This is a genomic window from Paenalicyclobacillus ferrooxydans (genome assembly GCF_001399675.1).
Taxonomy (GTDB): Bacteria; Bacillota; Bacilli; order Alicyclobacillales; family Alicyclobacillaceae; genus Alicyclobacillus_B; species Alicyclobacillus_B ferrooxydans.
Map to the genome: position 1 here is coordinate 34,491 of NZ_LJCO01000030.1, position 24,112 is coordinate 58,602.

Consider the following 24,112-nt stretch of genomic DNA (forward strand, 5'->3'; position numbering starts at 1 on the left):
TTTTATGCGTGGTCGTGTTCTTTGACGTTTAAAGGCTTGAGATATTGCCTGCGCTTTTGGGCAGCAACGACTTGATACTGAATTTGTTGGCTGTCGATCCGTTCTTCTCCTTCAACAACAGCGACGTGCCGATACGTTCCGTCGGACTGCAGCTCTCTTCGCTTTACGTTGTCTGTCAGCTGGGTTTCAAGGATGTCTATGACCCGCTTCTTCAGCTTGGGTTGCAGGATGGGAAACATGGTTTCTACGCGCATCTCCAGGTTTCGAGTCATCCAATCCGCGCTCGATAGAAACACCCTTCTGCGGCCCCAGCTGTGAAAGTAGTAAGCGCGACCGTGTTCAAGAAATCTTCCTACAATGCTGTGCACGCGGATGTTCTCGCTCACCCCTGGAATTCCCGGACGAAGACAGCAGATTCCCCGAACAATGAGGTCAATTTGAACTCCCGCTTGCGACGCCTTGTACAAGGCTTGAATAATATGTTTGTCCGTCAGGGAGTTCATTTTGGCGATGACTCGTCCCCGGTGTTCGAGCGTGGAACGCGCCGAGACTTCAGCAAGCTCAGACAAAAAGGCCGCTTCCAGATTCCACGGAGCAACGCGCAGGTGATGGAGTCTTGGGAGGGAAGAGTACCCCGAGAGCTGATTGAAAACTGAAGTGACATCTTCGGCAATGCCGTCATTGCATGTAAACAACCCGAAATCCGTGTATAGTCGGGCTGTATTGTCATTGTAGTTGCCCGTTCCAAGGTGGACGTATCTTTGCAGCCTGTCCTTTTCGAGACGAACAACCAGGGCCATTTTTGCGTGAGTTTTCAGGCCCACGAGGCCGTAAATCACGTGACAGCCTGCCTTTTCAAGTTTCTTTGCCCAAACGATGTTTTTCTCCTCGTCAAAACGTGCTCTCAGTTCGACGAGCACCGTAACCTGCTTGCCGTTTTCAGCTGCCTCTGCCAGTGCGGATACAATTGGAGAGTCTCCGCCCACGCGATACAATGTTTGCTTGATGGCCAGGACATTCGGGTCGTGTGCGGCTTGATGGACAAACCGAACAACAGGTTCAAAGGACTGATACGGATGATAGAGCAGGATATCCTCTGCTCGAATCGTATCAAATATATCTTGGTCTTCATCAAATTCGCACGGCTGAATCGCTGAGAACTCAGGGAATCTGTACAGGTCCGCGTTGCTCTCGTTTACGAAACGGAAAAGGTACGTCAGGTCAATCGGACAATCAAGTTCAAACACCTCTTGCACAGACACCTCTTCCCAGTCGCTAAGGACATCCACGAGAAATGGATGAATTCCTCGCTCAACTTCGATCCGAACAACATCTCCCGTTTTACGTTTGTTCAGCTCTCGCTCGATCTCTTCGAGCAGGTCCTCAGCCGCATCTTCGTTCAACGCTAAGTCAGAATCTCTCGTGATTCTGAAACAACTCGCGGACAGAATCCGCCTGCCCCGGAACAGATCCGATAAGTGCATACGAATTACGTCTTCAAGAAAGATGTATGTACGCTGTCCATCGAGCGTCGGCAATGCGACAATACGCGGCAATACGCTAGGTACCTGGACAAAGGCAAAGAGGTACTCTTCTTTCTCGGGTTCATCCGTCTCAATAAGGACCGCAAGGTTGAGTGAACCGTTCAACAGCATCGGGAACGGCCGGCTTGCATCTACGGCCATTGGGGTAAGAACAGGATAGATCATGCGTGTAAACAAATCCGACAAATAGTCTTTTTGATCGCGATTGAGGTCTTTTGTCGTAACGATAGGAAACCCGGCTTGATGGAGCAAAGGTAACAACACCTCGTTCCAAACCTGGCCCTGCTGGTTCATGAACTTTCGGCTTTTCTCCAACACCTCAATCCATTGCTCGAAGGCGGACATTCCCGTCTTGCTGTCGACGGCATTAGATTTTGAATTGACGAGTTCTTTCAAACCAGCAACGCGCACCATAAAAAACTCATCGAGGTTTGAGCTCGTGATGGCAAGGAATTTAAGCCGCTCAAACAGCGGGTTTGTGTCGTCAAGAGCTTCTTCAAGAACCCGTTCATTAAAGGATAACCAACTGAGTTCCCGGTTGATGTAGTATGCCGGGTTGTCAAACGTTTTCGGAGTGGGCAACCTGCTCGACCTCCAATCGAACCTCCCGTTGAAACACCTTTTTCCACTTCTTAAGCCATTCTGCGGCAAGGTTAAACTCGAGGTCTAACGTCTGCCGAGAGCGTAGACGAAGCACTTGATTGCCTTTGACGGAAACCAAGTCCACCGATTCCACGGCTGAGGTCTCTGTTCGGTCAAGTGCCCTCGCAAGTCCGAGCAACGTGCCTAATTGGGCGACCAGGCTGATATCGTCGTCGCCGAGCAACTCCTGGTACTCTGCCAGTGCAACCGTGGTCTGTTTTGTCGTCTTATATGACGCAATCGCTGCTGCGATAACACGATCGCGGTGACTCACCCCGAGCAGCGGTACCTGCAGCAACAGATAAAAGGTATGGCTTCGCACGTTATAGATACTTACTGTACGTCCGAGATCGTGCAACAATGCGGCTACCTGCAACCATCGATTCAGGTCGCGATTCTCTGGCAGCCATCCCAGTTTCATGATTGCGTTCAGCATTTGACTGGAGAGATTCCAGACATGAAAGGCGTGCTTTCGATTCAAACGAAAATGGTCTTGGATGTTTTCGATGCTGTACATCAATATGTCAGGCAGGATATCCAGCTTCAGCGTCTGAAGGACCTTCTCCACCAGGATGCCGTCGCGCAACCCCTTGTTGCTGATGACAAACTGCGTGGCTTCAACCCGCTTTAATACTTGGTCGAGGATGGCTGAACCAGCCACAATGATGTCAGACCTGTCTTGAGACAAGCCAGCGATATCGCTTCTTTTATCGAGCGGCAGCGAGCGCACCATGTCGAGAATCGTGGTCACCTCAAGCGGCCACATTTCGTAGCCATGAAGGAGCTGCAAAGGGTAGTGGTGTTGACGTTGATGAATACGCGCAACGGATCGTGCAGTTCCACCAAGACCAATGACTGGGCAACGCAGACCTTCGAGCCATGGATGCTGACTGAGTCGTTCTGAAATGACGTTTTCGAGTGCTTTGAGTTCTTTCGCGGGGAGAGGATTGCTTCGTACGTATTCCCTGGTCAAAGAGACAGCACCGTACGGGATAGACACGTGATGAACCAATTTACGGTCGCGGAAGTACGCGATTTCTGTACTCCCGCCACCGATATCCACAGTTACACCTTCTGGAATCGCCAATGAGTTGACGACCGCCAGGTAACCGTAGCGAGCCTCTTCTGTACCCGGCAGAACCTGAAATCGGATTCCGGTCGCGTCAAAAATCTGCTCGAGAAACGCATCTCGATTGGCAGCTATCCGCATCGCTTGTGTTGCTACACCGATGACCTCGGTTACCTGATAAGCTTGACACAGTTGTTGAAACTGTCGCAGGACCGCGAGCGTGACAGAGATACCCTTATCACTGATGTTGTTGTTTTCGTCAAGATGGTTACTCAGGCGAACGGTCTGCTTTAGGTTATCCACTTCCTGCCCTGTCCCGTGCGGACCTTGCTGGTAGATAACAAGCCGCACTGAGTTGGAGCCCAAGTCAATGACCGCTTTCAGTTCGTCAGGCATTCCAATCCCCCTGTACGTTCTCGTGGTGTGTACAAATGATACTCGGCGTGGAGTCTGTACCCGCTCAATGGGTGTATGTACGTACTTCATTGTACAAAATAAAGGGCTCTGAGGGCGAATGGGAAAGCAAAAAGGATGAGTACAGAGAAGTGTAAACCCCTGCAACTCATCCTCTTTTAAGATAAGAGCATTTACAGATACCCAAACAGCGTCTAGACGGACGTACCTTCAACGCGTGCGAGGTCCGGCTCTCGATTCCAGTTTGTCCAGACACTTAAGCTGCGTTCCAGAATCTCTTCGAGTCGTGCGATGTCCCCAGCAAAATAATTGGTCAGCTTTGCTCGGGTCGCTGTTTCCATTTGCATTTTAGTGAGCATCATGGACTTTGCACGAATCCCAAGCTTTTCTCGCATGGCTGGCGGAAACAGCGGCTTGATGATTTCTTTGAGGCCGTTCGGTTTGCTAATGAAATCGTACATCCACCTCAACTTTGGTTGGCCAGACTCGTTGTACTCCGTTGAGGTATCGATTTCAATATCCGCCTTCACCCCAAGAAAGTTGAGTACACCTTTGAGGTGTTCTTCCGGATTTTTAAGGAACTCCTCGAATATCACCACATGGACCTGTTCACGACCGAAAACGTCAAGATACCGTTTGACTTGGGTGGAGTACAATCCGAGCTCACGGTACAGCCACATAGGTTCGAAGTGCATCGACTTTCGCTTTTCTTCCTGAGCGAGACTCTGTTCGAAACTGAGTGTCTCTCGACCATCCCGAATCAGGTGTGTATAGGCCGAAAAAGCGCGGTCCACCGGGTTTCGTAAGATAACAATGACTTTGGCGTTGGGGATTGCACGCTGTATTCGTTTCGCGGTTCCGGGATAGTAAAGATAAAACACCGAGGATTCACCGATAGAGGTTTCGTTACGAACACCATCAAACAACTGTTCATATTCGCTTGGATTCCGCACTGTGTAGAGGTTCATGCCTTCGTCCCCAGGACCCTCAAACTGCGAAGGAAAGTCCGCGATGGAGAAAAAATGCGCCTCTTTTTTCGGAGGAATGTAGATATCGGGATGCTGACTTAAGTAGCGATCGAGAGAACTAGTTCCACTTTTTGCAGCCCCGACAATGAAGAAATTCGGTAACAATGGATGCACCCTCTCTAACCCGCTCGCAAGGAAGTTGTCCTGGAGCAGAAATGTCTTCCAGTTGATGTTTAAGAAGAGGATACCCAGAAACCTTGAATCTCACGCGGAGAGCATGTGAAGATTGTGCAAAGAGTGTGTAAAACTTCTTAAGGGGGAGTGCAACAATTCAGAAGGGGATTCGCGTGCTTGCTGCTTTGGCAGAAGCAGATGGAAAGCTCGATTACAACGGATAGAGGTGGAAAGGGTAGTCACGGCTACGGATTGGCCACTTCGGCCTGCATTCACAGGCCGTCTCCATCCGGACAGCTAAGGCTGTCGTCGACAGTCGGGGCACAGGCCTCTTGCCACAATATCAATGTCATGGACATCGTAGCCAGTATCTTTCGTTACTGCTTGCCAGTATTCATTGGGAAGCGGTGTCAACAATTCATCCACGCGACCGCACTTCTCGCAAACAATATGGTGATGAGCTTCCATTCGGGCATCATAGCGACTGGCTGATTCGCCAATCTTGAGTTCGCGTATCAGCTGTGCATTCGTCAAGTACTTCAAAGAGTTGTACACAGTCGCGTAGGAAACCCGTTGTCCGCTGTTGCGGAGATGTTCCATGATATCGGCTGCTGTCGGGTGGTCTCTTGAAGCCAAAATGACATCAAAAACAGCCTTGCGCTGTGGGGTTAGCTTCATCTGCTTCTCCATGCTATCATCACCGCTGGTGTCATAATCAGACTTATTCTAAATGACGAAGAGTCAGAAGGCAATGGATTTGAGCACGCGAACAGCCCATATGCCGTTTTATGCTTGTTCTATCGGTTCGCTGTCCGTGATGTTGCCTGACAAGGCACGAATTTCCTTAGCGAGGATGAGGTAAAGTGAGTGTGCCCATCCAAGCGGCGTATTTTCGTTTGGCTCATGCTGTTTTGCCAGGTAGAGTTCAGGAATAGCTCCGTCCTTTTTCATGACGCGTTCAGTCCAGCGCAGGTATTCCTGTGCCTTGTCGAGGTCTCCAAGGACTGCGTGACACAGTCCTAACCATGGAAGCCCCATGCACCACTGTGCTTCTTGGCCTTGGTCTGCGTAGTACAGATCACCTGGATAACGAATGACACCATGCTCTCGGAGCAGGTTGTGTTCAACTTGTTCAACGAGATCGGCAGACAAAGCATGTGGCAGCAGTCGATACGGATAGATAAGGCTCAGTTGAGCCAAGTCGTAACGGTGGAGAGCGCTTTCGCGAGGCAGTAGATCAAACAATTTGCACATCCCGTTTTGTATCGGTGCAGCTGCGTCAGGGAAATACGGTTTTATCGATAAAAGCCCGGCAGTACAGGCGCCAATACTGCTTGCGTGAAGTTCACGGGATTCTTCCCACATGCCGTTGTCTTCATCCTGCCAGAACTCGAGGGTTTGCAGGTATTGAATGAGCAAGGTGACGATTTTCCGATCCGTTTCATCACGGAGCATTTTGTGTCCTTTTCGCATTCCTTCGCCCATCCCGAACAGAAAAGCGCCAATTGCATCGTTTTGAGCGTTTCCCCACGGACCCCAGATTTCTTCCCCGGTTTCTGCTGTGTAACGTGGATGCACGTATTCGTAAACGGCCTGTGGGCGCCTGACCGCATGGTAGGACAGCTTCCATTCGTATCTCCGGAAGATATCTAGCAGGGCGTGGTAGGTTTGCTCAAAACGCCCATTGTTCTCGTCTAACTCGGACAGGGCAATATAGCAGTTGTCCCGAATCCAAACGTAGTGGTATGTGTCTGATGGGCTGGCCACGTACAGGCCATTTTGTAGACGCAAACTGTCTAGGACTTGCTGCACGCGGGTTTGCACAATAAAGCCCTCCTTTCCCTGATAAATTAAGCTAGGGGAAGAGAGGGTGTGAAAAAGTTGGGCGAAGCGGATGAAACATGGCCCTATATGTTGCGTGACGCGTTAGATGATTGCGTTAGATGATTGCCTTTCCATCAGCAGACAGGACTTCAGTGCACGTTTACAGCTTCAACAAGTTCGGGTGCAGACACTAAAACTTCAACCGGCAAGTTTAACCGAACCTTTCCGTGTAGCATGTCAATCTGGGACTGATAGTACTGGTGCAGTGTGCCTACATCTGACCAATACCCATCTGCTTCGTAGCCAAACAAGGGTATTCCCATTTCCAGCAGCAGCGGGAACAAGTCATGGCCAAAGTCGAATGCTGTACCTGCAGGGATGTAATCGAGAATTTCCGGCTCGAGGATGTAAATGCCCGTGTTGATATAATACGTATTACCCCCGATAAACGTCTTTGGCTTTTCTACGAACTGAACGATTTGCCCGTTGCTTCGTATGTCAACGACGCCATAGCCGAGCGGGCACTCTACTTTTGTCAAAAGCAGGGTTGCCATGGCACCTCGTCGATGGTGCTCCACAATTGCTCGCTTCAGATTAAAATCGGTAAGCCCATCTCCGCTCATCACAATAAAGGTGTCTTTCAACTGCGGTTCGACAAGCTTTACACCCCCGGCAGTACCGAGAGGCTGTGTTTCTTCCTGGTACTCCATGTTGACATCCCACTTTGCACCATCGCCAAAGTGTTCGCGGATGGCATCTGCCATATGACAGACTGTGACGGTGATATCTTTGATCTCGTTCATGGCCAGCAACTCGACAATGTACTCCATCATCGGGCGGTCCAACAGTTGCAGCATGGGTTTGGGTAACCGTCGCGTCAATGGCTGCAGCCTCGTGCCTCTGCCCCCTGCCATAATCAATGCGCGCATGCTCACGTCTCCTTTTTCTCAGTTCAGAAATATGCTGATGTCGCAATATACACAAGGGCGCAGAAAACTATGACGTGCGTATCCGGTTACATTTTGATATGAATAAAAAAATTTTTTCTGCGTCTTGTACCCTGATTAAGTGACTGCTGTTTCAGGAAACCAAGACGCTGGTCGATTATTATACTATGTGGTATAATATTTTAAACAAGCAAAGGCGATCGATTACAACATATTCATGACGTCCTTGGAAGGGGCATGATGCTCTGTGGAAGGCTTTCATGTTATGGACACAAAGCTAAAACTGCCGAGTGATGACACCGTTGTTCCTGTGGCGTGGTACCCAATTGGCTGGTCGAAGGACTTAAAGTCAAAACCCATGAAACGCAGGATTGCGGGAGTGGATGTGGTTCTGTTTCGTGACCACAGGGGCAACCCCAAATGTCTGACGGCTTACTGCACTCATCGCGGGGCGGATCTTTCGCTTGGCGCTTGTACGGATGGCCACATTCGATGCGCCTATCATGGCTGGGAGTTTGATGGTGACGGTAGATGTCAGAAAATTCCGGCACACCCCGAACGACCCATTCCCAAGTTCGCACATCTGACCGCGTACAAGGCAGCGGAAAAGGCGGGCCTGATTTGGGTCTATCCCCATGATGGTGAACCACCCGAGCTGAAGGTCCCAAGTCAACTGGAGGACCCAAAATTTCGACTCGCGCCGTATGAACAAGAATGGACTGCTCATCTGACGCGCGTAGTAGAAAGTGTGCTTGATGTTGCCCATTTGGCATTTGTTCACCGCAAAACCATTGGCCGTCGACTCCCGGAGAAGGTGTCAGATCTGCGTTTTGAGGTACCAGACAAGGATGGCATTCGCATTTATAACGGAGGCGGTTTGCTTGACTATTGGTTTCCGCAGCAGTGGCTCTTGCGTCCATCCGGAGACTCCAAAGATTCATTCATCAACTATGTCACCTTTTTACCGGTCGATAGAGACCGGACCATCATATTTGGCTACGCCGGAAGAACATTTGCAAGAAACGTGCCCTTTTTAAACCGGATTTTTTCAAAGTACAGCTTGCGTATCTTAACCGAGGACCGCGCCGTTGTTGAAAGCCAACATCCACGGCCTATTCCCCAGGCACTTCGGATGGAGGCACATGTCCCTGCGGACGCACCACAAGTCCGGTTTCGCCAGCGTTGGTACGAATTTCTTCAGCATCCAGAAGAGCAAATTGAGATTCAGTCAAACAGTGGAGCTGATTTGCCGCTCTGATGCCGTGCCGTCGCAATAGATTGAAGCGGGCTCCATGAGCTAAAATTGACGGAGAAGGAGTGGTGTCATGAAATATCGTAAACTGGGCCGGACAGGCATTGAAGTCAGTGAATTGAGTTTCGGAACCTGGGCTATCGGAGGTTCCTGGGGTAAAACGGACGACCGAGAATCACTCACCGCATTGAACAAAGCCATGGATGCAGGGGTCAACTTTTTCGATACCGCAGACGTGTACGGTGATGGGCACGCCGAACAACTCCTAAGGACAGCAACCAAAGGTCGCGACGATATCTATATCGCGAGCAAGTTTTGCCGCGCTGGAGACATTCATGACCGCAATACTTACTCAGAGAACAGGGTGCGTGAGTATTGTGAGAACTCCCTGCGGCGCTTGGGACGTGAACGCATAGACCTGTATCAGATTCACTGCCCGCCAAGCTTCGTGATCGAGGAGGGCGATGTCTTTGAAGTCCTTAATAAGTTGCAAGCCGAAGGAAAGATCCGTGCTTACGGTGTCAGCGTGGAAACTGTAGCGGAAGGGCTCACAGCGCTTCAATATCCTGGCGTTCAAGCGTTGCAGGTTATTTTTAACATCTTCCGGCAAAAGCCGCTTGAGGAACTGTTTCCAAAGGCTGCGGCAGCCGGTGTGGGCATTTTGGCTAGGGTACCTTTGGCGAGCGGGCTGCTCACTGGAAAGTTTGATACGGGCCATGAATTTGAGGCAGATGACCATCGCAATTTTAACGCGGACGGTCAACAGTTTAATGTCGGGGAGACATTTGCAGGGATAGCCTTCCGCACTGGAGTCACCTTGGCCAGAGACCTTCGCTGGATTGCTGAGGGACGTGGGAACATGACGCGTGCGGCCTTGCGCTGGATTCTTGACCAACCGGAGGTGACGTGTGCCATCCCGGGTTTCAAGAACACGACTCAAGTTGAAGACAACCTTGCTTCAACAGAAGTCCCGAGTTTTACGGAGACAGAGATGGCCCGGTTACGAGACTTCTATCAGGACCGGGTTCACCACGAAATACGAGGTGCCTACTAACTTTCAAAGGCCTTCGTAGTAATAGGGACGATTCTCTAAAATAAGCAGGGTGAGCGAACAAATTCCGCTCACCCCGAGCCTCTTATGAGTCTGCTTTGATAATTCAATCACACGCACACTCCCCTTTCCCAGACACATCCCTGCCTAGCCTTGTTCAAATATTTGTAAATTTTGGGTATCAGGATGTTAATCGATGTAAAAGGGCGATCCGGTGGTGTCGGATCGCCCATTGTCAGGGATGCATACCGATGAGTCTGGAACGGTGCCAATGGCGAGGGTAGGTGATTGACAACCGTCCAGGGGCATCGAAGCATCAGCGGAATTGGTGAGTTTAGTTGCCGTATTGACCTAAGCTTGATTGCCCCGAGCCAGAACCGGACCCGGAACCACCGAACTGACCTGGGCCAAACGGGTTCAACGGATCGTACGGAGTTCCTTGCGAGCTTTGACTGCTCGACTGGCCTTGAGCGGTTGTGTTTGGCGACGCCATTGAACCAAGCGTCAGTTTGATAGACAGTTTCTGACTGCCTCGGTAGACCACGAGGGTTACAACGTCACCCGGTTTGTGCTGGAACAGATACGTTCGCAGGTCTGCCATATCTTGAATTGTGTGTCCGTCAAGACCCACAATGACGTCGTTCTTTTGTAATCCAGCCTTCTGCGCTTCTCTGCTTGTTACGCTCTGGATCCATACGCCGTAGTCAACAGGTACGTTTGGCCAGTAGGGTTGCGGTAGAGAACTGAGAGAGTATCCTGCAATGCCGATTGCCGGATGTGTGGCATGGCCGGTTTGTAAAATTTGGTTGGCGATATTTTGTACCTCATTCGCCGGGATGGCAAAGCCCATGCCCTGGAATCCTTGGGCGACAATCTTGCTGCTGTTGATGCCCATGACCTGACCTTCGATGTTGAGCAACGGTCCGCCGCTGTTCCCAGGATTGATGGACGCGTCCGTCTGAATAACCGCTTGATAATCCAATGTCTGTTGGGATTGCGGGTCTTCAACCGGCATAATCCGTGACTTTGCACTGACAATCCCTGCTGTGACAGAGTCAGCAAAATCAAGTCCCATCGGAGTGCCGATTGCGATTGCGGTCTCTCCAGTCTGGATGTTGTTGGAGTTCGCAAACGTGGCGGGTGTGATATTTGCAACTGCACTGAGCGGGACTTTGATGACTGCAAGGTCTGTGTAAGGGTCTGTTCCTACAACCGTAGCGTTCACATGCTTACCTGTGTAAAGTACGGCTTCCAACTTTGAAGATCCTTGGACAACATGGTTGTTCGTGACGACATAACCGTATTTACTATTTTTGTAAAACAAGACGCCAGTGCCAACACCAACCGGCTGCAGCGAGGACGAACTTCCTGACGAGAAGTAACCACCGCTGCTCGTTTGACCGTAATTGACAACAGCCATCACGTCTGGTTCTACCTTCTTAAACACCTGCGTAATGCCATTGTTAACCGTTACGTTCACCTGGGTAGATACCGGAGTCACAGACGAAGAACCGGCCGATCCGGAAGTGGAGGTCTGTTGGCTGGCTGGTGCAATTGTAGCAGGCAATGCGCCTGTCGCTTTGAGCGCCGGAATCAACGCAAATGTCGTACCCGAACCTACGATTGCAGATACCGCGATAACGGCTATCCACTTCAATCCATTTTTTGCACGACCCTTGCCTGGTTTACGAAACTCAGTATCGTCGTTCTGACTGTAAAATCCCATCCTAAGGACCTTCCTTTCCGTGTGGATTCGCATTCAGAGGTCGTTAACGACTTCGGTTTTGTCTAAGTAAACTGTTTCCTGAGTTCATTATAGGATTCATAGTTGGAAGGGGTATGTAAAGGATGTGGAGTTTATTTGGAGATCAAAAACACCCGCCTGGAGAAGCGGGTGTGGTGGGAGTAGGTCACTTGTTCTGGCTCTTTTCAATGGCCTCCGCCAGCTCGTTTAAATATGTCCAACGTTCTAGCAGGTGATTGAGCTTCTGTTCGAGTTCCTGTTGTTCGTTGTAAAGTTCCTGGACCAGTCCGTAGTTTGACCCGGCTGCCTCCAGCTTTTTGGAAACCAGTTGGAGACTCTCCTCGACGTTTGCAATGTCCGAATCAATGGTTTCGTATTCCTTCTGCTCACTCCAAGAAAACTTGAGTTTCTTTGGCTTTGGTATCTCTGGTTGATCATCGTTTCCTCGAACTGGACCTGCCGCCGATTTGTCAGGCAACTTGGCTCGTGTATCGGCATGGTTACCCTGCGTCGTCGAACTCGGGGCTCCGTTCTCCTTTTGGCGACTCATGTACTCGGAAAAGTTTCCGAAGTGGACAGATATAACGCCATGTCCTTCAAAAGCAAAGATCTTTTCACAAACTCGGTCGAGAAAGTACCTGTCGTGAGATACAACAATGACCGAGCCGGCGAAGTCGTCGAGGTATGATTCAAGAATGCTCAGTGTCGGAATGTCCAGGTCATTGGTTGGCTCATCGAGCAACAGCACGTTTGGCGCAGACATAATCGTCTTAAGTAGAGACAGCCGGCGCTTTTCACCTCCAGACAGCTTTGAAATCGGTGTCCATTGCAGGTGGCCTGGAAATAAAAATCGCTCCAGCATCTGAGCCGCTGTGATAGACTCCCCATCGGCGGTTTCGATGTATTCTGCCTCGTCACGGATGTAGTCAATGACCTTCATGTCTAGCGGCATTTCCTCGTGTTCCTGAGAGAAGTAGCCAATCTTGACTGTCGATCCGACGACAACCGACCCGTCATCAGGGGTCATCTGCTGTGCCATGAGTTTCAGCAGGGTTGACTTGCCCATCCCGTTTGGACCAATGATACCGATACGGTCATCCCGCAAGACGATATAACTGAAGTGGTCAATCAGTGATGGGCCGTTGTACCCCTTGCTGACATCCTGCAGTTCAATGACCGTCTTACCCAAACGTGACGATACAGACGACAAATCAATGCTTTCCTGTGTTGGTGCTGTGTTTTGATTGAGGACATCATAATACCGCTCTGTTCTTGCCTTTTGCTTTGTTCCACGGGCACGTGCGCCGCGCTGGATCCATTTCAGTTCATTACGCAAAAAATTCTGCCGTTTGTCTTCACTCGCAGCTTGTTCTGTTTCTCGCTGGAGCTTGGCTTCCAGAAAGGCATTGTAATTCCCTGGATACTGGTACAACCTGCCTTGGTGGAGTTCAAAGATTCGGTTGGCAACGCGATCGAGAAAATACCGATCATGGGTGACCATTAGAAGCGCACCTTTTCGAGCTGCCAGGTAGTTTTCGAGCCAAGCGGCACTTTCATCATCAATGTGGTTGGTAGGTTCATCAAGAATCAGCAGGTCTGCGGGCTGAATCAAAGCCCGGGCCAGCGCAATGCGCTTTCGCTGCCCGCCGGACAGCGTACCGACCACGGCTTGAAAATCGGTAATGCCGAGCCGAGTCAAGATGGTCTTCGCCTCGTACTCCATCTCCCATGCGTGCAAATCATCCATTCGCGATTGCAGCCGAATGAGGCGCTCTTGAGCCCCCAAATCATTCGGATTCTCGTTTACTTGTTCGAGGGCTGCCTCGTAGTCCCGAATCGTTTGCATCTCATGGGTGTTGCCGTGAAAGACAGCTGATAGAACATTGGCACCTTGCTCAAACTCCGGTTCTTGTGGCAGATAATGAACTCGTGCAGCGGATGCAAGCGTAATCGAGCCACTGTCAGGGCTGTCGACCCCAGCAATGATCTTTAACAGGCTCGATTTTCCGGTGCCATTGATCCCGATGAGTCCAATCCGCTCACCTTCATCGATGCCAAATGAGATATGATCAACCAGCACCTTTTCTCCGTAGCTTTTACAGACGTCCTCTGCGGACAAGATGTTCGCCATTTCTCACAGTCCCTTCCACAGAGCATTCTAGCAAACAGCGCCTGTTGCTGCTCGTTTAAGCTGGTTTAGGCGCTTGTACCGATTTCAGCAAGATACGCCTGCAGCCCTCGATTTCGCAATTCGCAAGCGGGGCACTCTCCACATCCATCACCCATCACGCCGTTGTAACAAGTCAAGGTCTCATTTCGTACAAGTTCAAAACAACCCAGTTCATCCGCAAGTGCCCAGGTCATCTTCTTGTCCAGCCACATCAGGGGTGTATCAATGACAAATTCGTAATCCATCGCCAGGTTCAGCGTCACGTTCAGTGATTTAACGAACACGTCCCGGCAATCTGGATAACCGCTGAAGTCGGTCTGACAGACCCCTGTGACAATGTGCGAGGCGCCAATCTGTTTTGCAAAAATGGCTGCAAAAGAGAGAAAGATATGGTTTCGTCCGTCCACAAACGTGGATGGCAAGGCGCCATCTGTTCCTGCTTGAACGGCAATATCCGATCGGGTGAGTGCACTCGGTGCCAACTGATTTAGTAAATCGAGGTTTAAGACGTGGTGCGGGACGGAAAGCTTGCTTGCAATTTCCCGCGCACATTCGATCTCCAGTTCATGTCTTTGCCCATATTGAAACGTAATGGCCTCTACATGTTTAAAATTCTGCAAGGCCCACACGAGGCAGGTTGTGCTGTCCTGCCCGCCGCTGAATACCACTACTGCATTTTGTTCCATCACGTCTATCCCGCCCTGTTTCATCCATTTACAAGCCGATAGTCACGAACTGCGACTCAACGCACAAACTGCAACACAACTCACAACCTGATCGTCCGATGAAATCCGATAAAAGTAAGTGTTCTCGAGCCATTTTACCGGATTTCTTTTGCTAACTACAAATGGTCGTGTTACCTTGTCTACACATCAAAACATCCCGTATCCGTCAAATCTGACAAAATCGCAAATAACTTTGGTACGAGACAAATTATCTGATATTTCGAACCTCGAGTATGATATTCTATGGGGCAGAGAGAAGAAGGAGGGGCGAGACTTTCGTGAACCGTACAGAAATTTCAGATGCCACCACTAGGCAAGACAAATTTTTTAATGAAGACATTCTCAAAGCGTACCCCGTCGTCCAGGAAGTGAGCTTGCGGACCCCGTTGCAGCGAAGTAAAGTGCTATCGGAAAAGTACGAGTGCAACCTATTTATTAAGCGGGAAGACTTACAGGTCGTGCGTTCGTTTAAGATTCGAGGCGCTTACAACTTTATTCGCAATATCCCGAAAGAGCGACTTAAAAACGGTGTTGTTTGTGCGAGTGCCGGCAATCACGCACAAGGCGTTGCTTATTCCTGTCAGCATCTAGGTGTACGCGGGGCCATTTTTATGCCCACAACAACACCCCGGCAAAAGGTATCCCAGGTGAGGAAGTTCGGCGGTCCCTACGTTGATGTGCATTTGACAGGGGATACATTCGATGACGCCTTTACGGCCGCCATGGAGTACTGTAACGTGCACGGGCAGACATTTGTTCACCCCTTTGATCACCCTCTGGTCGTGGCAGGACAGGGTACGATTGGCATTGAAATCATGCATGACATTGGTGATGAAGGGCTCCCTCTCGATTACGTGTTTCTAGCTGTGGGCGGTGGAGGATTGGCGGCAGGAGTGGGAAGTTATCTGAAGCGTGTGTCCCCTTCAACGCAAATCATCGGTGTTGAACCGCTCGGTGCGCCTTCGATGAAAACCTCTCTCGAGCAACAACAGGTCGTAACCCTCGGCAGCATCGATAAGTTTGTTGACGGAGCAGCCGTCAAGCAGGTTGGAAAGCTTACTTTTGAACTCTGCAGAGATGTTTTAGCGGATATTGCTGTTGTTCCGGAGGGTAAAGTTTGTACAACGATTCTCGACCTGTACTCAGAAAATGCCATTGTCCTTGAACCTGCAGGGGCACTACCGATAGCGGCACTCGATGATTACCGTCAACAGATTCGCGGTAAAAACGTGGTGTGTATCTTGAGCGGCGGTAATAACGATATCGACCGAATGCAGGAGATTAAGGAAAAGTCCCTGATCCATGAAGGGCTGAAGCATTACTTCATCATTCACTTTGCGCAACGTGCGGGTGCCCTGCGTGAGTTTATCGATGAAGTCCTTGGCCCTGATGACGATATCACGCGATTTGAATACACAAAGAGAAACAATCGGGAGAATGGGCCTGCGCTGGTGGGAATCGAGCTGAAGCAGCGGGAGGATTACGACAACCTGATTGAACGATTACAACAAACGGGGATCCGCTATACGGAAATCAATAAAGACCCTGATCTGTTCCAATTACTCATCTAGGCTGAGCGTTGAAGGTGAGCGTTTGAGAAGAAAATTCCCCGCTGTTATCCGAGAATTCGTGCAAACCCATTGAAATGTCTAATAATTCGATTTAAACTATGTTACAAGCAAGCGATCGCTTGCTTGTAAATGTCAAGGCCTGAAAGGGGTTTCATTTGACGACAAGTAAATCCAAGCAAGAACTTTATGACATCGCAGGTAAGCTGTTCAGCAAGAAGGGGTACCACGGCACAACCATTCGCGAGATTGCTGAGGCCAGGGGCATTCTTTCTGGAAGTTTATATACACATATCTCCTCAAAGGAAGACCTCTTGTTTCACATCGTCGACGATGGGGCTGCAGCTTTTCTGTCTGCACTCGAGCCCATTGTGAGAGGCCAAGATGATCCAAAGACCAAGTTGAAAAGTGGCCTGGCCGCTCATATCAGAGTCGTCACAACACAAATGGATGCCGCGAAGGTTTTTCTTCACGACTGGACTGCCTTGGGAGATGTGCGCAGAGCGCAAATTCAGGAGAAACGTGACAAATACGAGGCGCTCTGGAGTGATTTGTTGGCAGAAGGATATGCAAAGGGCGTTTTCCGGGGGGGCGATCCCAAATACCTGCGTATCTTAATCCTCTCTGTCGGCAACTGGGTCTACGAGTGGTACAAAACATCCGGCGAACTGACACCGGAAGGGCTGGCTGACGAGTTCATGGCCATCATCTTAAATGGCATAGCCACGTTTTGAGAAAACAGATATACAGAGAGGGGACCGAGACATGGTTAAGCTGATTGCACTGTACCGTCAACCGAACGACAAGGAGGCCTTTGATGAGCACTACACAAGTGTACATACCCCGCTCGTAGAACAGGTGCCGGGGTTGCAGAAGCTCGAAGTGACGCGCATCGTCGGAACGCCGATGGGGAAACCGGCAGGGTACTACCTGATGGCCGAAATGTACTTCGCGGACCAAGCCTCATTTGAAGCAGCGATGGCATCGAAGGAAAACCGTGCAGCTGGGAAAGACGTGATGAGCTTTGCGGGGGATATCGTCGAGATGATGGTTGGAGAGTCAGAAGTCTGAAGTTCTCCTGCCTCCATCAGCAGCGCAATCTGCAGCTGTTTGTCAGGACTGACCGCAATGACAGCGATTTTGAGGAGGTGAGTTTGACAGGTGAGCTTACGCTACATTCACACCGAGATAAACGAGTCCGTTGCTTTGGTTCGTATTGAACGACACGAGGTACTCAATGCACTTAACCTGCATCTCATGAATGAGTTGGTTGGGGAACTGGCACGGCTTGACGCCGACGACTCCGTACGCTGTATGGTCGTGACGGGCGGTCCGAAAGCATTTGCCGCTGGAGCAGACATCCTCGAGATGGCTGATGCCACTGTTGTAGAGATGAAACAACGAAACCAATTTCAGGTTTGGGACAGATTACGTCAGGTTCGCAAACCTGTCATTGCGGCGGTGAATGGGTTTGCCCTCGGTGGTGGATGTGAACTAGCCATGGCATGTGACATGATTGTCGCGGGAGAAGACGCCAAGTTCGGTCAGCCGGAAGTGAAACTGGGCGTCATGCCAGGAGCAGGCGGGACGCAGAGATTGACCCGATTGATTGGAAAAAACAGAGCGCTCGAGATGCTGCTGACAGGCCGCCCCATCAGCGCTGACGATGCACTCAACATGGGGCTGGTCAACCGGGTTGTTCCTGCCGAGACCTGCGTGCAAGAAGCACTCTCGCTGGCCTATGAGATTGCCAAACAAGCACCCATTGCTGTGCAGATGATTAAAGAAGCAGCGAACAAAGCCCTCGATGTCGACCTGCAGACGGGCATGGAACTAGAGAGAAACGCATTTTATCTTCTGTTTGCGACGGAAGACAGGTCTGAAGGTATGAAGGCGTTTCTTGACAAGCGAAAACCGGTCTTCCGGGGGAGATAAGAGGCAGTACGTGACAACGGCAATAAGAACCACCTCAGTGAAGGGAGGTCATCCCGGTGAAGCCCGGAATTGCAAAGGGTCACACGGCCAAAGTGTCTGTCACCGTGACAGAAGAGATGTGTCCCGCCTTTGCTGGTGAGGCGGTGCACCCCACGATGTCTACGGTCTCCATGGTCTACTACATGGAATGGGCAGGGAGACAAGTGATTCTGCCTTTCCTCGAGGAGCATGAGGAAGGCATTGGGGCTTCCATCTGCATCCGACATTCCGCACCAGCCCCGGTCGGGAAGTTGGTCACCTTTTACGCCGAAGCCACAGATGTATCACAACATAAAGTGGTCTGTAAGGTATGGGCTGAGCACGACCGAGCTTGTGTTGGTGAAGGAACGTTCACGCAGGTGATCTCCCCAAAGCAAAAGATCATGGAACGGATTCACGCTATGCGCTAGCGGTTAGTTTGGGTTTCGCATGGCATTCACGGTTCCACACGGCTTTTAACAAGCAAGCGCTTGCTTTTTTGGTTAACTGCAGCCGGGTTACCTTGACATGCTGTTACGAAGGGCATGCTGACATTATCAACCTCAGGGAAGCGAGGGAAACAACATGAGTGATATGCAGTATCAAGAGTTCATGAACCGTATCTCGCGCGGCGAGAAAATTGAAGCCACCGACGAGATGCCAGATGAATACCGGAAGTTGGTCATCAAACAGATCCACATGCACGGTATTAGTGAAGTGATGGGAGCGTATCCGGAGAAGGAGTGGGTACCCAAAGCACCAAACCTGCGTCGGAAATTAGCCTTGATTGCAAAGGTGCAGGATGAAATTGGTCATGGGCAATTACTGCTGCGAGTCGCGGAGGACTTGGCCCGCCCGCTTGGGAAGATGCGTGAAGAGATGATTACGGATGTCTTCACTGGCCGGGTGAAGTTTCACAACGTTTTTCATATGGAGGCACCGACCTGGGCTGATGCTGGTATCATTGGCTTCCTCGTAGACGGCGGAGCAATTATAACGCAGGCGTCTTTGCTCGACAGTTCCTACGCGCCTTACGCAAGAGTGTTACAGCGGATTTGTGCAGAAGAGAGTTTCCACATGCAACATGGAGAGTCGATTGTCCTTGCACTCGCGGAAGGAACCGAGTACCAGCGTGGAATGCTGCAAGATTCGATTAACCGTTGGTGGCCGTCAATGATGTTCTTCTTCGGTCCGACAGAGATGTCAGCTGCGGCCGACAGGATGATGGAGTACAGGATTCGGACGAAAACCAATGAAGAACTGCGGCAAAAGTTTATCAATCGCTATGTGCCACGTATTTGGGCACTTGGGATGACGGTTCCGGACGATAAGTTGAAGTACGACAGTGAAACCAAGCTGTGGAGTTATACCGATCCCGATTGGGAATGGTTTGGCTACATGGTCAAAAACAACGCGGGACCGAAGTCACAAGAGCGAATTGCACTTCGGCGTCAGGCCCACGAAGGCCAAGCTTGGGTCCGGGAGGCCATGATTCGTGCCGGTGAGGCAGTACCAACTGCGTAATCAGAGTGAATCACAGGGAGGTGGCAGAAGTGGGTCATGAAACCACAAACGGGAGCAAGGATGAAGTGAGAGAAGTTCACTACGATGTCTATGAGGTTTTTGTGCAACGTGAGATACTGGCACATCATGTGCACGTTGGCAGCGTCGTCGCGCCGTCGCCAGAGCTCGCTCTGCAGGTCGCGCGTGAAAATTTCCTCCGGCGTGAACGAGGCGTGAACATCTGGGTCGTTCTTCAGCAAAGCATTCATCAGACATCATACGAAGATACAGATCTCTTGGCAAACCAAGTCCTTGACAAGAGCTACCGAGAGGTATCCGGGTATTCAGAAAATGCACAGAAGTGGAAACAATTTAAGGAACGAGCCATAACGGTGGAAGACCTTGTTAATGACATCAAGTCATAACAACGGAGAAACATCCATCTGAAACAGAGGTGACAATCCATGAGCATATTGGGAATGAAGGGCTCTGACGATGCGCTTACAACAAAGGAAAACACGAACGTTGTTGCGGGTAAGACGATGACAGAGGCGTACAAGACAGCACTGGTTGACCTGTTATATCAGCTTGCGGATGACGATCTCGTTTTTGGTCACCGCAGCGCAGAATGGCTGGGGCTGGCCCCCGACCTTGAAGAGGACATTGCTTTCAGCTCGATTGCTCAGGATGAGGTTGGGCATGCCGCGTTTTTCTACAGCCTGATTGCCGAACTCACAAACCAGGACGCAGACACACTGGCTTTTGCACGGCCAAGTCAGGAGCGAAAGAACGCCAGTTTGCTTGAACAGCCAAATGGGGACTGGGCTTACACAATTGCGCGCGGGTTCGTCTACAACACGTTTGAACAAGTACGGCTGGAAGCACTGCTCGTATCGAATTACAGCCCCTTGCAACAAGGGGTCAGGAAGATCCTTCGCGAGGAGCGCTACCACGTGCTTCATCTGGAGACCTGGTTTGAGCGACTGGGAGTCGCAGGCGGTGAGGCGCGAAAGCGGGTCGAGGACGCCGTAAAACGGGTGTGGGATGATCTCCAAGACTTGTTTTCACTTGGACAGTTCGCAGATGCCCTGGCTGTGGAAGGGATTATGCCAGTGACAAGAGAGCATCTTGCAACTGCTTTTGACCAATCTGCAAGGTCTGTGTTTGAGCGAGCTGGGATGATTTGGCCCGAGATGCCGCTGACACATGGTGAAACAGATGGAGTTACAGATGGACGACTTGGTCAACACACAGAGCACCTCGACGAGTTGCTCTCTGTCATGACGGAAGTGTATCGCAGTGAAGACGGATCGAGCTGGTGATGATGATGGCTCAAATAATCACCGAAGAGATACTCCAGGAGCGTGTGCGAGATGCCCTCAAAGAAGTAAAGGACCCGGAGATTCCGACACTGAGTCTTGAAGAACTCGGTATGGTTTTTTCGATTTCAGTCACCGGACAGCACGCACACGTTCAACTGATACCAACCTTTGTCGGCTGCCCGGCAGTTGAACTGATTCGACGCCTGGTTGCTGGCAAGGTCAAAGAAGTAGATGGCATTGACAGCACAGAGGTTACGTTTGTCATGGATGTACCGTGGACGTCTGACCGGATCACCGAAGAAGGCCGAGCCAAGCTGCAGGAGTTTGGTATCGCCCCGCCGCCTCGTGAATTCACCCCGAGGTCAGCACCAAGTTGCCCCTATTGCGGGGCTTCCGAAACAGATGTGGTCAGCCTGTTTGGACCCACAGCCTGCCGTTCCATTTTTTACTGCAAGAGCTGCCAGCAACCATTTGAAGGACTGAAGTACGTCTAAGAAACATCTACATCATGGGAGACAGAAGACACAGCGGGAGAGGAAACGATTAAGGGAGGAAAACCATGTACCAGCCACACATTGAGACGATGGGGAGAAGAGAACTGGAAGAGCTCCAGTTCAAGCGGCTGCAACAGACGCTGCAAACCGTCTATGAAAAGGTACCGTTTTACAGGCAGGCGTTTGACTTGAAGGGTACTCAACCGAGTGATATCAAGAGTCTTGAGGATATCTCCAAGCTGCCTTTTACAAAAAAGTCCGACCTGCGTGAAAACTATCCCTTTGGTCTCTTCGCCGTCGACCGAAAAGAGGTTGTTCGGATTCATGGGTCTTCCGGTACAAAGGGCAAGCCCACTGTCGTCGGATACACAAAGCAGGACATCCTCAACTGGTCTGAGATGGTCGCGAGAGCGATTGTGACTGCAGGCGGCCGCCCGGGGGATATGTTCCACAATGCCTACGGATATGGGCTGTTTACCGGCGGCCTTGGGCTGCACTACGGGGCAGAACAACTCGGCATGAGCGTTGTACCTATCTCCGGAGGCAATACACCTCGTCAGATTACGATTCTGGAAGACTTTGCACCGCGGGGGATTGCCGGCACCCCATCCTATGTACTGAATATTGCTGAAACGATGGAATCGATGGGGAAGGACCCGCGAAGCAACAGTCTTGAATACGGCATCTTTGGCGCTGAACCGTGGTCTGAGGAGATGCGTCAGACGCTCGAAGAGAAACTTGCACTGAAAGCAATGGATATCTACGGGTTGTCCGAAGTGATGGGCCCCGGTGTGGCGATTGAGTGCATAGAGGCACAAGATGGACTTCATGTGGCGGAAGACCATTTCTATGTCGAGGTTATCGATCCGGTCACAGAAGAGCCCTTGCCGAGGGGACAACTCGGTGAGTTGGTGTTCACATCGCTCACCAAAGAGGCTTTTCCTGTCATCCGATACCGAACTGGAGACATGGCTTTCCTCTATGAAGAACCGTGCAGTTGCGGACGTACACATACAAGGATGTCTCGGATCAAGGGACGAATCGATGATATGGTAATTATCCGAGGCGTAAATGTCTTCCCATCCGAGATTGAAGCAGTCATCCTCAGTCACCCGGATTTGACCCCGTATTATCAAGTACACATCGAACGGATCGGTACACTGGATGAAATCACCGTTCACGCTGAGGTGTCTGAAGCATTTTTACAGCAGGCCGGCGGGTTCAACCTCGATTCGGATCACTTCCGGCGTGTAAAACATGAGATTATCCATGAACTTCGCAATACACTGCTGATTACAACCAAAGTGCATCTTTGTGAACCGCAAACGCTTCCGAGAAGCGAAGGCAAGGCAGTTCGTGTGGTGGATAAGCGGCATCTCTATCAATCGATATAATAGTGAGTAAAGCGGTTACTTTGCGAGTGAGGAGAGAGGACATGAGAGAAGCGGTGATTGTGGACGCGGTGCGTACTCCGTTTGGGCGCTACCGCGGTACGTTAAAATCAGTCAGACCAGACGACATGGCCGCCAAAGTGATTCGGTCGCTACTGGATAGAAACCCAGCCTTAAACCCAGAGGCTATAGAAGATGTGATTTTCGGTGCTGCGAACCAGGCAGGTGAAGACAATCGAAACGTAGCGCGTATGGCGCTGCTGCTCGCTGGATTACCTGTGACTGTGGCTGGTGCAACCGTGAATCGACTGTGCGGTTCGAGTCTAGAGGCCGTAAACATGGCTGCAGCGAATATCATGGCTGGTGCTGCCGATGGCATAATCGCTGGAGGTGTCGAGAGTATGTCTCGGGCGCCTCTGGTAATGCTGAAGCCAGAGGAGGAGTTTGCCAGAGGGGATCGTCAACTCGTGGATACGACCATCGGGTGGCGATTCACCAACCCGAAGCTTGCTGAGCTCCACTATCCCTACAGCATGGGTGAAACAGCAGAGAATGTGGCGGAAAAGTACGGCATCTCCAGAGAAGCCCAGGACGAGTTTGCACTCATCAGTCAAGAGCGTGCATCTGCTGCATGGTCAGCGGGGCGATATCAGGGGCATGTGATTCCAGTTGAGGTGCCGGCGGGCCGTGGAGAAACGGTTCTCTTCAATCAGGATGAGCACATTCGACCTGACACCACCCTCGAAAAACTAGCAAAACTGAAGCCGGCTTTTCGCAAAGGCGGTACAGTGACGGCCGGCAACTCGTCTGGAATCAATGACGGTGCCTCCGCAGTTGTGCTGATGGAGAGGGCGTACGCAGAGTCCCACGGACTGAAGCCGCTTGCCCGAGTGGTGAGTTACGCCGTGGCAGGTGTCGATCCCGCGTACATGGGTATCGGTCCCATCTACGCCACACGAAAACTGTTGTCTCGAGCTGGATTGACCGTCTCCGATATCGATCTGGTTGAACTGAACGAGGCGTTTGCCGCCCAGTCCTTGGCGTGCATCAATGAGCTTGGTCTCGACCTTGATAAAGTCAATGTGAACGGTGGAGCGATTGCTATCGGGCACCCCCTCGGTGCCAGCGGCGGGCGGATCCTTGGCGGGCTCGTACATGAACTGGTTCGACGGGGCGGGAGATACGGAGTGGCAACCATGTGCATTGGTGTCGGTCAGGGTATCGCAACGCTTGTTGAACGACTCGACTAAGGGTTCTAGTAAGTGGGCCGCGCGTATCGTGGAGTATGGCATATGTATAGTCGGACAGATGCAGCCCAACTGATTTTCAATCCAAAAGTACAAAAGCAGGGGACAGG

General features: G+C 50.9%; 22 protein-coding genes. 13 read left to right on the forward strand and 9 right to left on the reverse strand.

Annotation, left to right across the window (positions count from 1 at the left end; translation table 11 throughout):
* Positions 1 to 2: 2 nt before the first annotated feature.
* From AN477_RS05965 to AN477_RS05990, 6 genes are all read right to left on the reverse strand, one after another.
* Complete coding sequence (locus tag AN477_RS05965) at positions 3 to 2,126, reverse strand: RNA degradosome polyphosphate kinase (RefSeq protein ID WP_054968262.1); 2,124 nt, start codon at positions 2,124 to 2,126, stop codon at positions 3 to 5.
* Entirely contained in the window at positions 2,104 to 3,651 is a 1,548-nt protein-coding gene (gene ppx, locus AN477_RS05970) for an exopolyphosphatase (protein ID WP_054968263.1), read from the reverse strand. Before ppx ends, AN477_RS05965 begins: the two co-directional genes overlap by 23 nt.
* Positions 3,652 to 3,863: 212 nt before the next feature.
* Entirely contained in the window at positions 3,864 to 4,811 is a 948-nt protein-coding gene (locus AN477_RS05975) for a sulfotransferase family protein (RefSeq protein ID WP_054968264.1), read from the reverse strand.
* 297 nt (positions 4,812 to 5,108) lie between these two features.
* Complete coding sequence (locus AN477_RS05980; protein ID WP_054968265.1) at positions 5,109 to 5,501, reverse strand: Fur family transcriptional regulator; 393 nt, start codon at positions 5,499 to 5,501, stop codon at positions 5,109 to 5,111.
* Between the two features lie 96 nt (positions 5,502 to 5,597).
* On the reverse strand, positions 5,598 to 6,635 hold the full coding sequence (locus AN477_RS05985) for a glycoside hydrolase family 15 protein (RefSeq protein WP_054968266.1): 1,038 nt from the start codon (positions 6,633 to 6,635) through the stop codon (positions 5,598 to 5,600).
* A gap of 149 nt (positions 6,636 to 6,784) precedes the next feature.
* Complete coding sequence (locus AN477_RS05990; RefSeq protein ID WP_054968267.1) at positions 6,785 to 7,564, reverse strand: nucleotidyltransferase family protein; 780 nt, start codon at positions 7,562 to 7,564, stop codon at positions 6,785 to 6,787.
* Positions 7,565 to 7,847: 283 nt separating this feature from the next.
* Here AN477_RS05990 and AN477_RS05995 point away from each other — a divergent pair, with 283 nt between their 5' ends.
* Together AN477_RS05995 and AN477_RS06000 are read left to right on the forward strand one after the other, a co-directional pair.
* Positions 7,848 to 8,840 carry an aromatic ring-hydroxylating oxygenase subunit alpha gene (locus AN477_RS05995; protein WP_054968393.1) on the forward strand — a complete coding sequence of 331 codons (993 nt, stop codon included), beginning with the start codon at positions 7,848 to 7,850 and terminating at the stop codon, positions 8,838 to 8,840.
* Positions 8,841 to 8,907: 67 nt separating this feature from the next.
* The gene (locus tag AN477_RS06000; protein WP_054968268.1) at positions 8,908 to 9,888 is read left to right on the forward strand and encodes an aldo/keto reductase; all 981 of its coding nucleotides are present in this window, start codon (positions 8,908 to 8,910) and stop codon (positions 9,886 to 9,888) included.
* Between the two features lie 331 nt (positions 9,889 to 10,219).
* Here the strand turns inward: AN477_RS06000 and AN477_RS06005 are convergent, their stop codons facing one another.
* From AN477_RS06005 to queC, 3 genes are all read right to left on the reverse strand, one after another.
* The gene (locus AN477_RS06005; RefSeq protein ID WP_083486008.1) at positions 10,220 to 11,611 is read right to left on the reverse strand and encodes a S1C family serine protease; all 1,392 of its coding nucleotides are present in this window, start codon (positions 11,609 to 11,611) and stop codon (positions 10,220 to 10,222) included.
* A gap of 184 nt (positions 11,612 to 11,795) precedes the next feature.
* The gene (locus AN477_RS06010; protein WP_054968269.1) at positions 11,796 to 13,760 is read right to left on the reverse strand and encodes an ABC-F family ATP-binding cassette domain-containing protein; all 1,965 of its coding nucleotides are present in this window, start codon (positions 13,758 to 13,760) and stop codon (positions 11,796 to 11,798) included.
* Between the two features lie 65 nt (positions 13,761 to 13,825).
* A complete protein-coding gene (queC, locus tag AN477_RS06015) occupies positions 13,826 to 14,485 on the reverse strand; it encodes a 7-cyano-7-deazaguanine synthase QueC (RefSeq protein WP_211265963.1) in 660 nt (219 codons plus the stop codon).
* Positions 14,486 to 14,757: 272 nt separating this feature from the next.
* Between queC and ilvA the strand changes: the two genes are divergently transcribed.
* The 11 genes from ilvA (at position 14,758) to AN477_RS06070 (ending at position 24,005) form a co-directional block, all read left to right on the forward strand.
* Positions 14,758 to 16,095 carry a threonine ammonia-lyase IlvA gene (gene ilvA, locus AN477_RS06020; protein WP_083486009.1) on the forward strand — a complete coding sequence of 446 codons (1,338 nt, stop codon included), beginning with the start codon at positions 14,758 to 14,760 and terminating at the stop codon, positions 16,093 to 16,095.
* 155 nt (positions 16,096 to 16,250) lie between these two features.
* Positions 16,251 to 16,826 (forward strand): TetR/AcrR family transcriptional regulator, encoded by a 576-nt coding sequence (locus tag AN477_RS06025; protein WP_054968271.1) that lies wholly within the window; start codon positions 16,251 to 16,253, stop codon positions 16,824 to 16,826.
* A 31-nt stretch (positions 16,827 to 16,857) separates the two neighbouring features.
* Positions 16,858 to 17,163: an EthD family reductase gene (locus AN477_RS06030; protein ID WP_054968272.1), complete on the forward strand. Its 306-nt coding sequence runs from the start codon at positions 16,858 to 16,860 to the stop codon at positions 17,161 to 17,163.
* A gap of 90 nt (positions 17,164 to 17,253) precedes the next feature.
* The gene (locus tag AN477_RS06035) at positions 17,254 to 18,027 is read left to right on the forward strand and encodes an enoyl-CoA hydratase-related protein (RefSeq protein ID WP_054968273.1); all 774 of its coding nucleotides are present in this window, start codon (positions 17,254 to 17,256) and stop codon (positions 18,025 to 18,027) included.
* A 56-nt stretch (positions 18,028 to 18,083) separates the two neighbouring features.
* Positions 18,084 to 18,476 (forward strand): thioesterase family protein, encoded by a 393-nt coding sequence (locus AN477_RS06040; RefSeq protein ID WP_054968274.1) that lies wholly within the window; start codon positions 18,084 to 18,086, stop codon positions 18,474 to 18,476.
* Between the two features lie 154 nt (positions 18,477 to 18,630).
* Complete coding sequence (gene paaA / locus AN477_RS06045) at positions 18,631 to 19,569, forward strand: 1,2-phenylacetyl-CoA epoxidase subunit PaaA (protein WP_054968275.1); 939 nt, start codon at positions 18,631 to 18,633, stop codon at positions 19,567 to 19,569.
* Positions 19,570 to 19,598: 29 nt separating this feature from the next.
* Positions 19,599 to 19,973: a phenylacetic acid degradation protein gene (locus AN477_RS06050; RefSeq protein WP_083486010.1), complete on the forward strand. Its 375-nt coding sequence runs from the start codon at positions 19,599 to 19,601 to the stop codon at positions 19,971 to 19,973.
* 39 nt (positions 19,974 to 20,012) lie between these two features.
* The gene (gene paaC, locus AN477_RS06055) at positions 20,013 to 20,870 is read left to right on the forward strand and encodes a 1,2-phenylacetyl-CoA epoxidase subunit PaaC (RefSeq protein ID WP_245631735.1); all 858 of its coding nucleotides are present in this window, start codon (positions 20,013 to 20,015) and stop codon (positions 20,868 to 20,870) included.
* Between the two features lie 5 nt (positions 20,871 to 20,875).
* Positions 20,876 to 21,364: a 1,2-phenylacetyl-CoA epoxidase subunit PaaD gene (gene paaD / locus AN477_RS06060; RefSeq protein ID WP_054968397.1), complete on the forward strand. Its 489-nt coding sequence runs from the start codon at positions 20,876 to 20,878 to the stop codon at positions 21,362 to 21,364.
* Positions 21,365 to 21,429: 65 nt separating this feature from the next.
* Positions 21,430 to 22,758, forward strand: a complete 1,329-nt coding sequence (locus AN477_RS06065; RefSeq protein ID WP_054968276.1) for a phenylacetate--CoA ligase family protein — start codon at positions 21,430 to 21,432, stop codon at positions 22,756 to 22,758.
* A gap of 41 nt (positions 22,759 to 22,799) precedes the next feature.
* A complete protein-coding gene (locus AN477_RS06070; RefSeq protein WP_054968277.1) occupies positions 22,800 to 24,005 on the forward strand; it encodes a thiolase family protein in 1,206 nt (401 codons plus the stop codon).
* Positions 24,006 to 24,112 lie beyond the last annotated feature (107 nt).

What these genes read in the sequence shown, in the direction of transcription:
- AN477_RS05980 (WP_054968265.1), bottom strand. Translation starts at nt 5,501, where the DNA reads ATGGAGAAGCAGATGAAGCTAACCCCACAGCGCAAGGCTGTTTTTGAT.
- AN477_RS06065 (WP_054968276.1), top strand. Translation starts at nt 21,430, where the DNA reads ATGTACCAGCCACACATTGAGACGATGGGGAGAAGAGAACTGGAAGAG.
- AN477_RS06030 (WP_054968272.1), top strand. Translation starts at nt 16,858, where the DNA reads ATGGTTAAGCTGATTGCACTGTACCGTCAACCGAACGACAAGGAGGCC.
- AN477_RS05995 (WP_054968393.1), top strand. Translation starts at nt 7,848, where the DNA reads ATGGACACAAAGCTAAAACTGCCGAGTGATGACACCGTTGTTCCTGTG.
- AN477_RS05990 (WP_054968267.1), bottom strand. Translation starts at nt 7,564, where the DNA reads ATGCGCGCATTGATTATGGCAGGGGGCAGAGGCACGAGGCTGCAGCCA.
- AN477_RS06000 (WP_054968268.1), top strand. Translation starts at nt 8,908, where the DNA reads ATGAAATATCGTAAACTGGGCCGGACAGGCATTGAAGTCAGTGAATTG.
- AN477_RS06010 (WP_054968269.1), bottom strand. Translation starts at nt 13,760, where the DNA reads ATGGCGAACATCTTGTCCGCAGAGGACGTCTGTAAAAGCTACGGAGAA.
- ilvA (WP_083486009.1), top strand. Translation starts at nt 14,758, where the DNA reads ATGATATTCTATGGGGCAGAGAGAAGAAGGAGGGGCGAGACTTTCGTG.
- paaD (WP_054968397.1), top strand. Translation starts at nt 20,876, where the DNA reads ATGGCTCAAATAATCACCGAAGAGATACTCCAGGAGCGTGTGCGAGAT.
- AN477_RS06070 (WP_054968277.1), top strand. Translation starts at nt 22,800, where the DNA reads ATGAGAGAAGCGGTGATTGTGGACGCGGTGCGTACTCCGTTTGGGCGC.
- paaA (WP_054968275.1), top strand. Translation starts at nt 18,631, where the DNA reads ATGAGTGATATGCAGTATCAAGAGTTCATGAACCGTATCTCGCGCGGC.
- paaC (WP_245631735.1), top strand. Translation starts at nt 20,013, where the DNA reads ATGAGCATATTGGGAATGAAGGGCTCTGACGATGCGCTTACAACAAAG.
- AN477_RS06005 (WP_083486008.1), bottom strand. Translation starts at nt 11,611, where the DNA reads ATGGGATTTTACAGTCAGAACGACGATACTGAGTTTCGTAAACCAGGC.
- ppx (WP_054968263.1), bottom strand. Translation starts at nt 3,651, where the DNA reads ATGCCTGACGAACTGAAAGCGGTCATTGACTTGGGCTCCAACTCAGTG.
- queC (WP_211265963.1), bottom strand. Translation starts at nt 14,485, where the DNA reads ATGGAACAAAATGCAGTAGTGGTATTCAGCGGCGGGCAGGACAGCACA.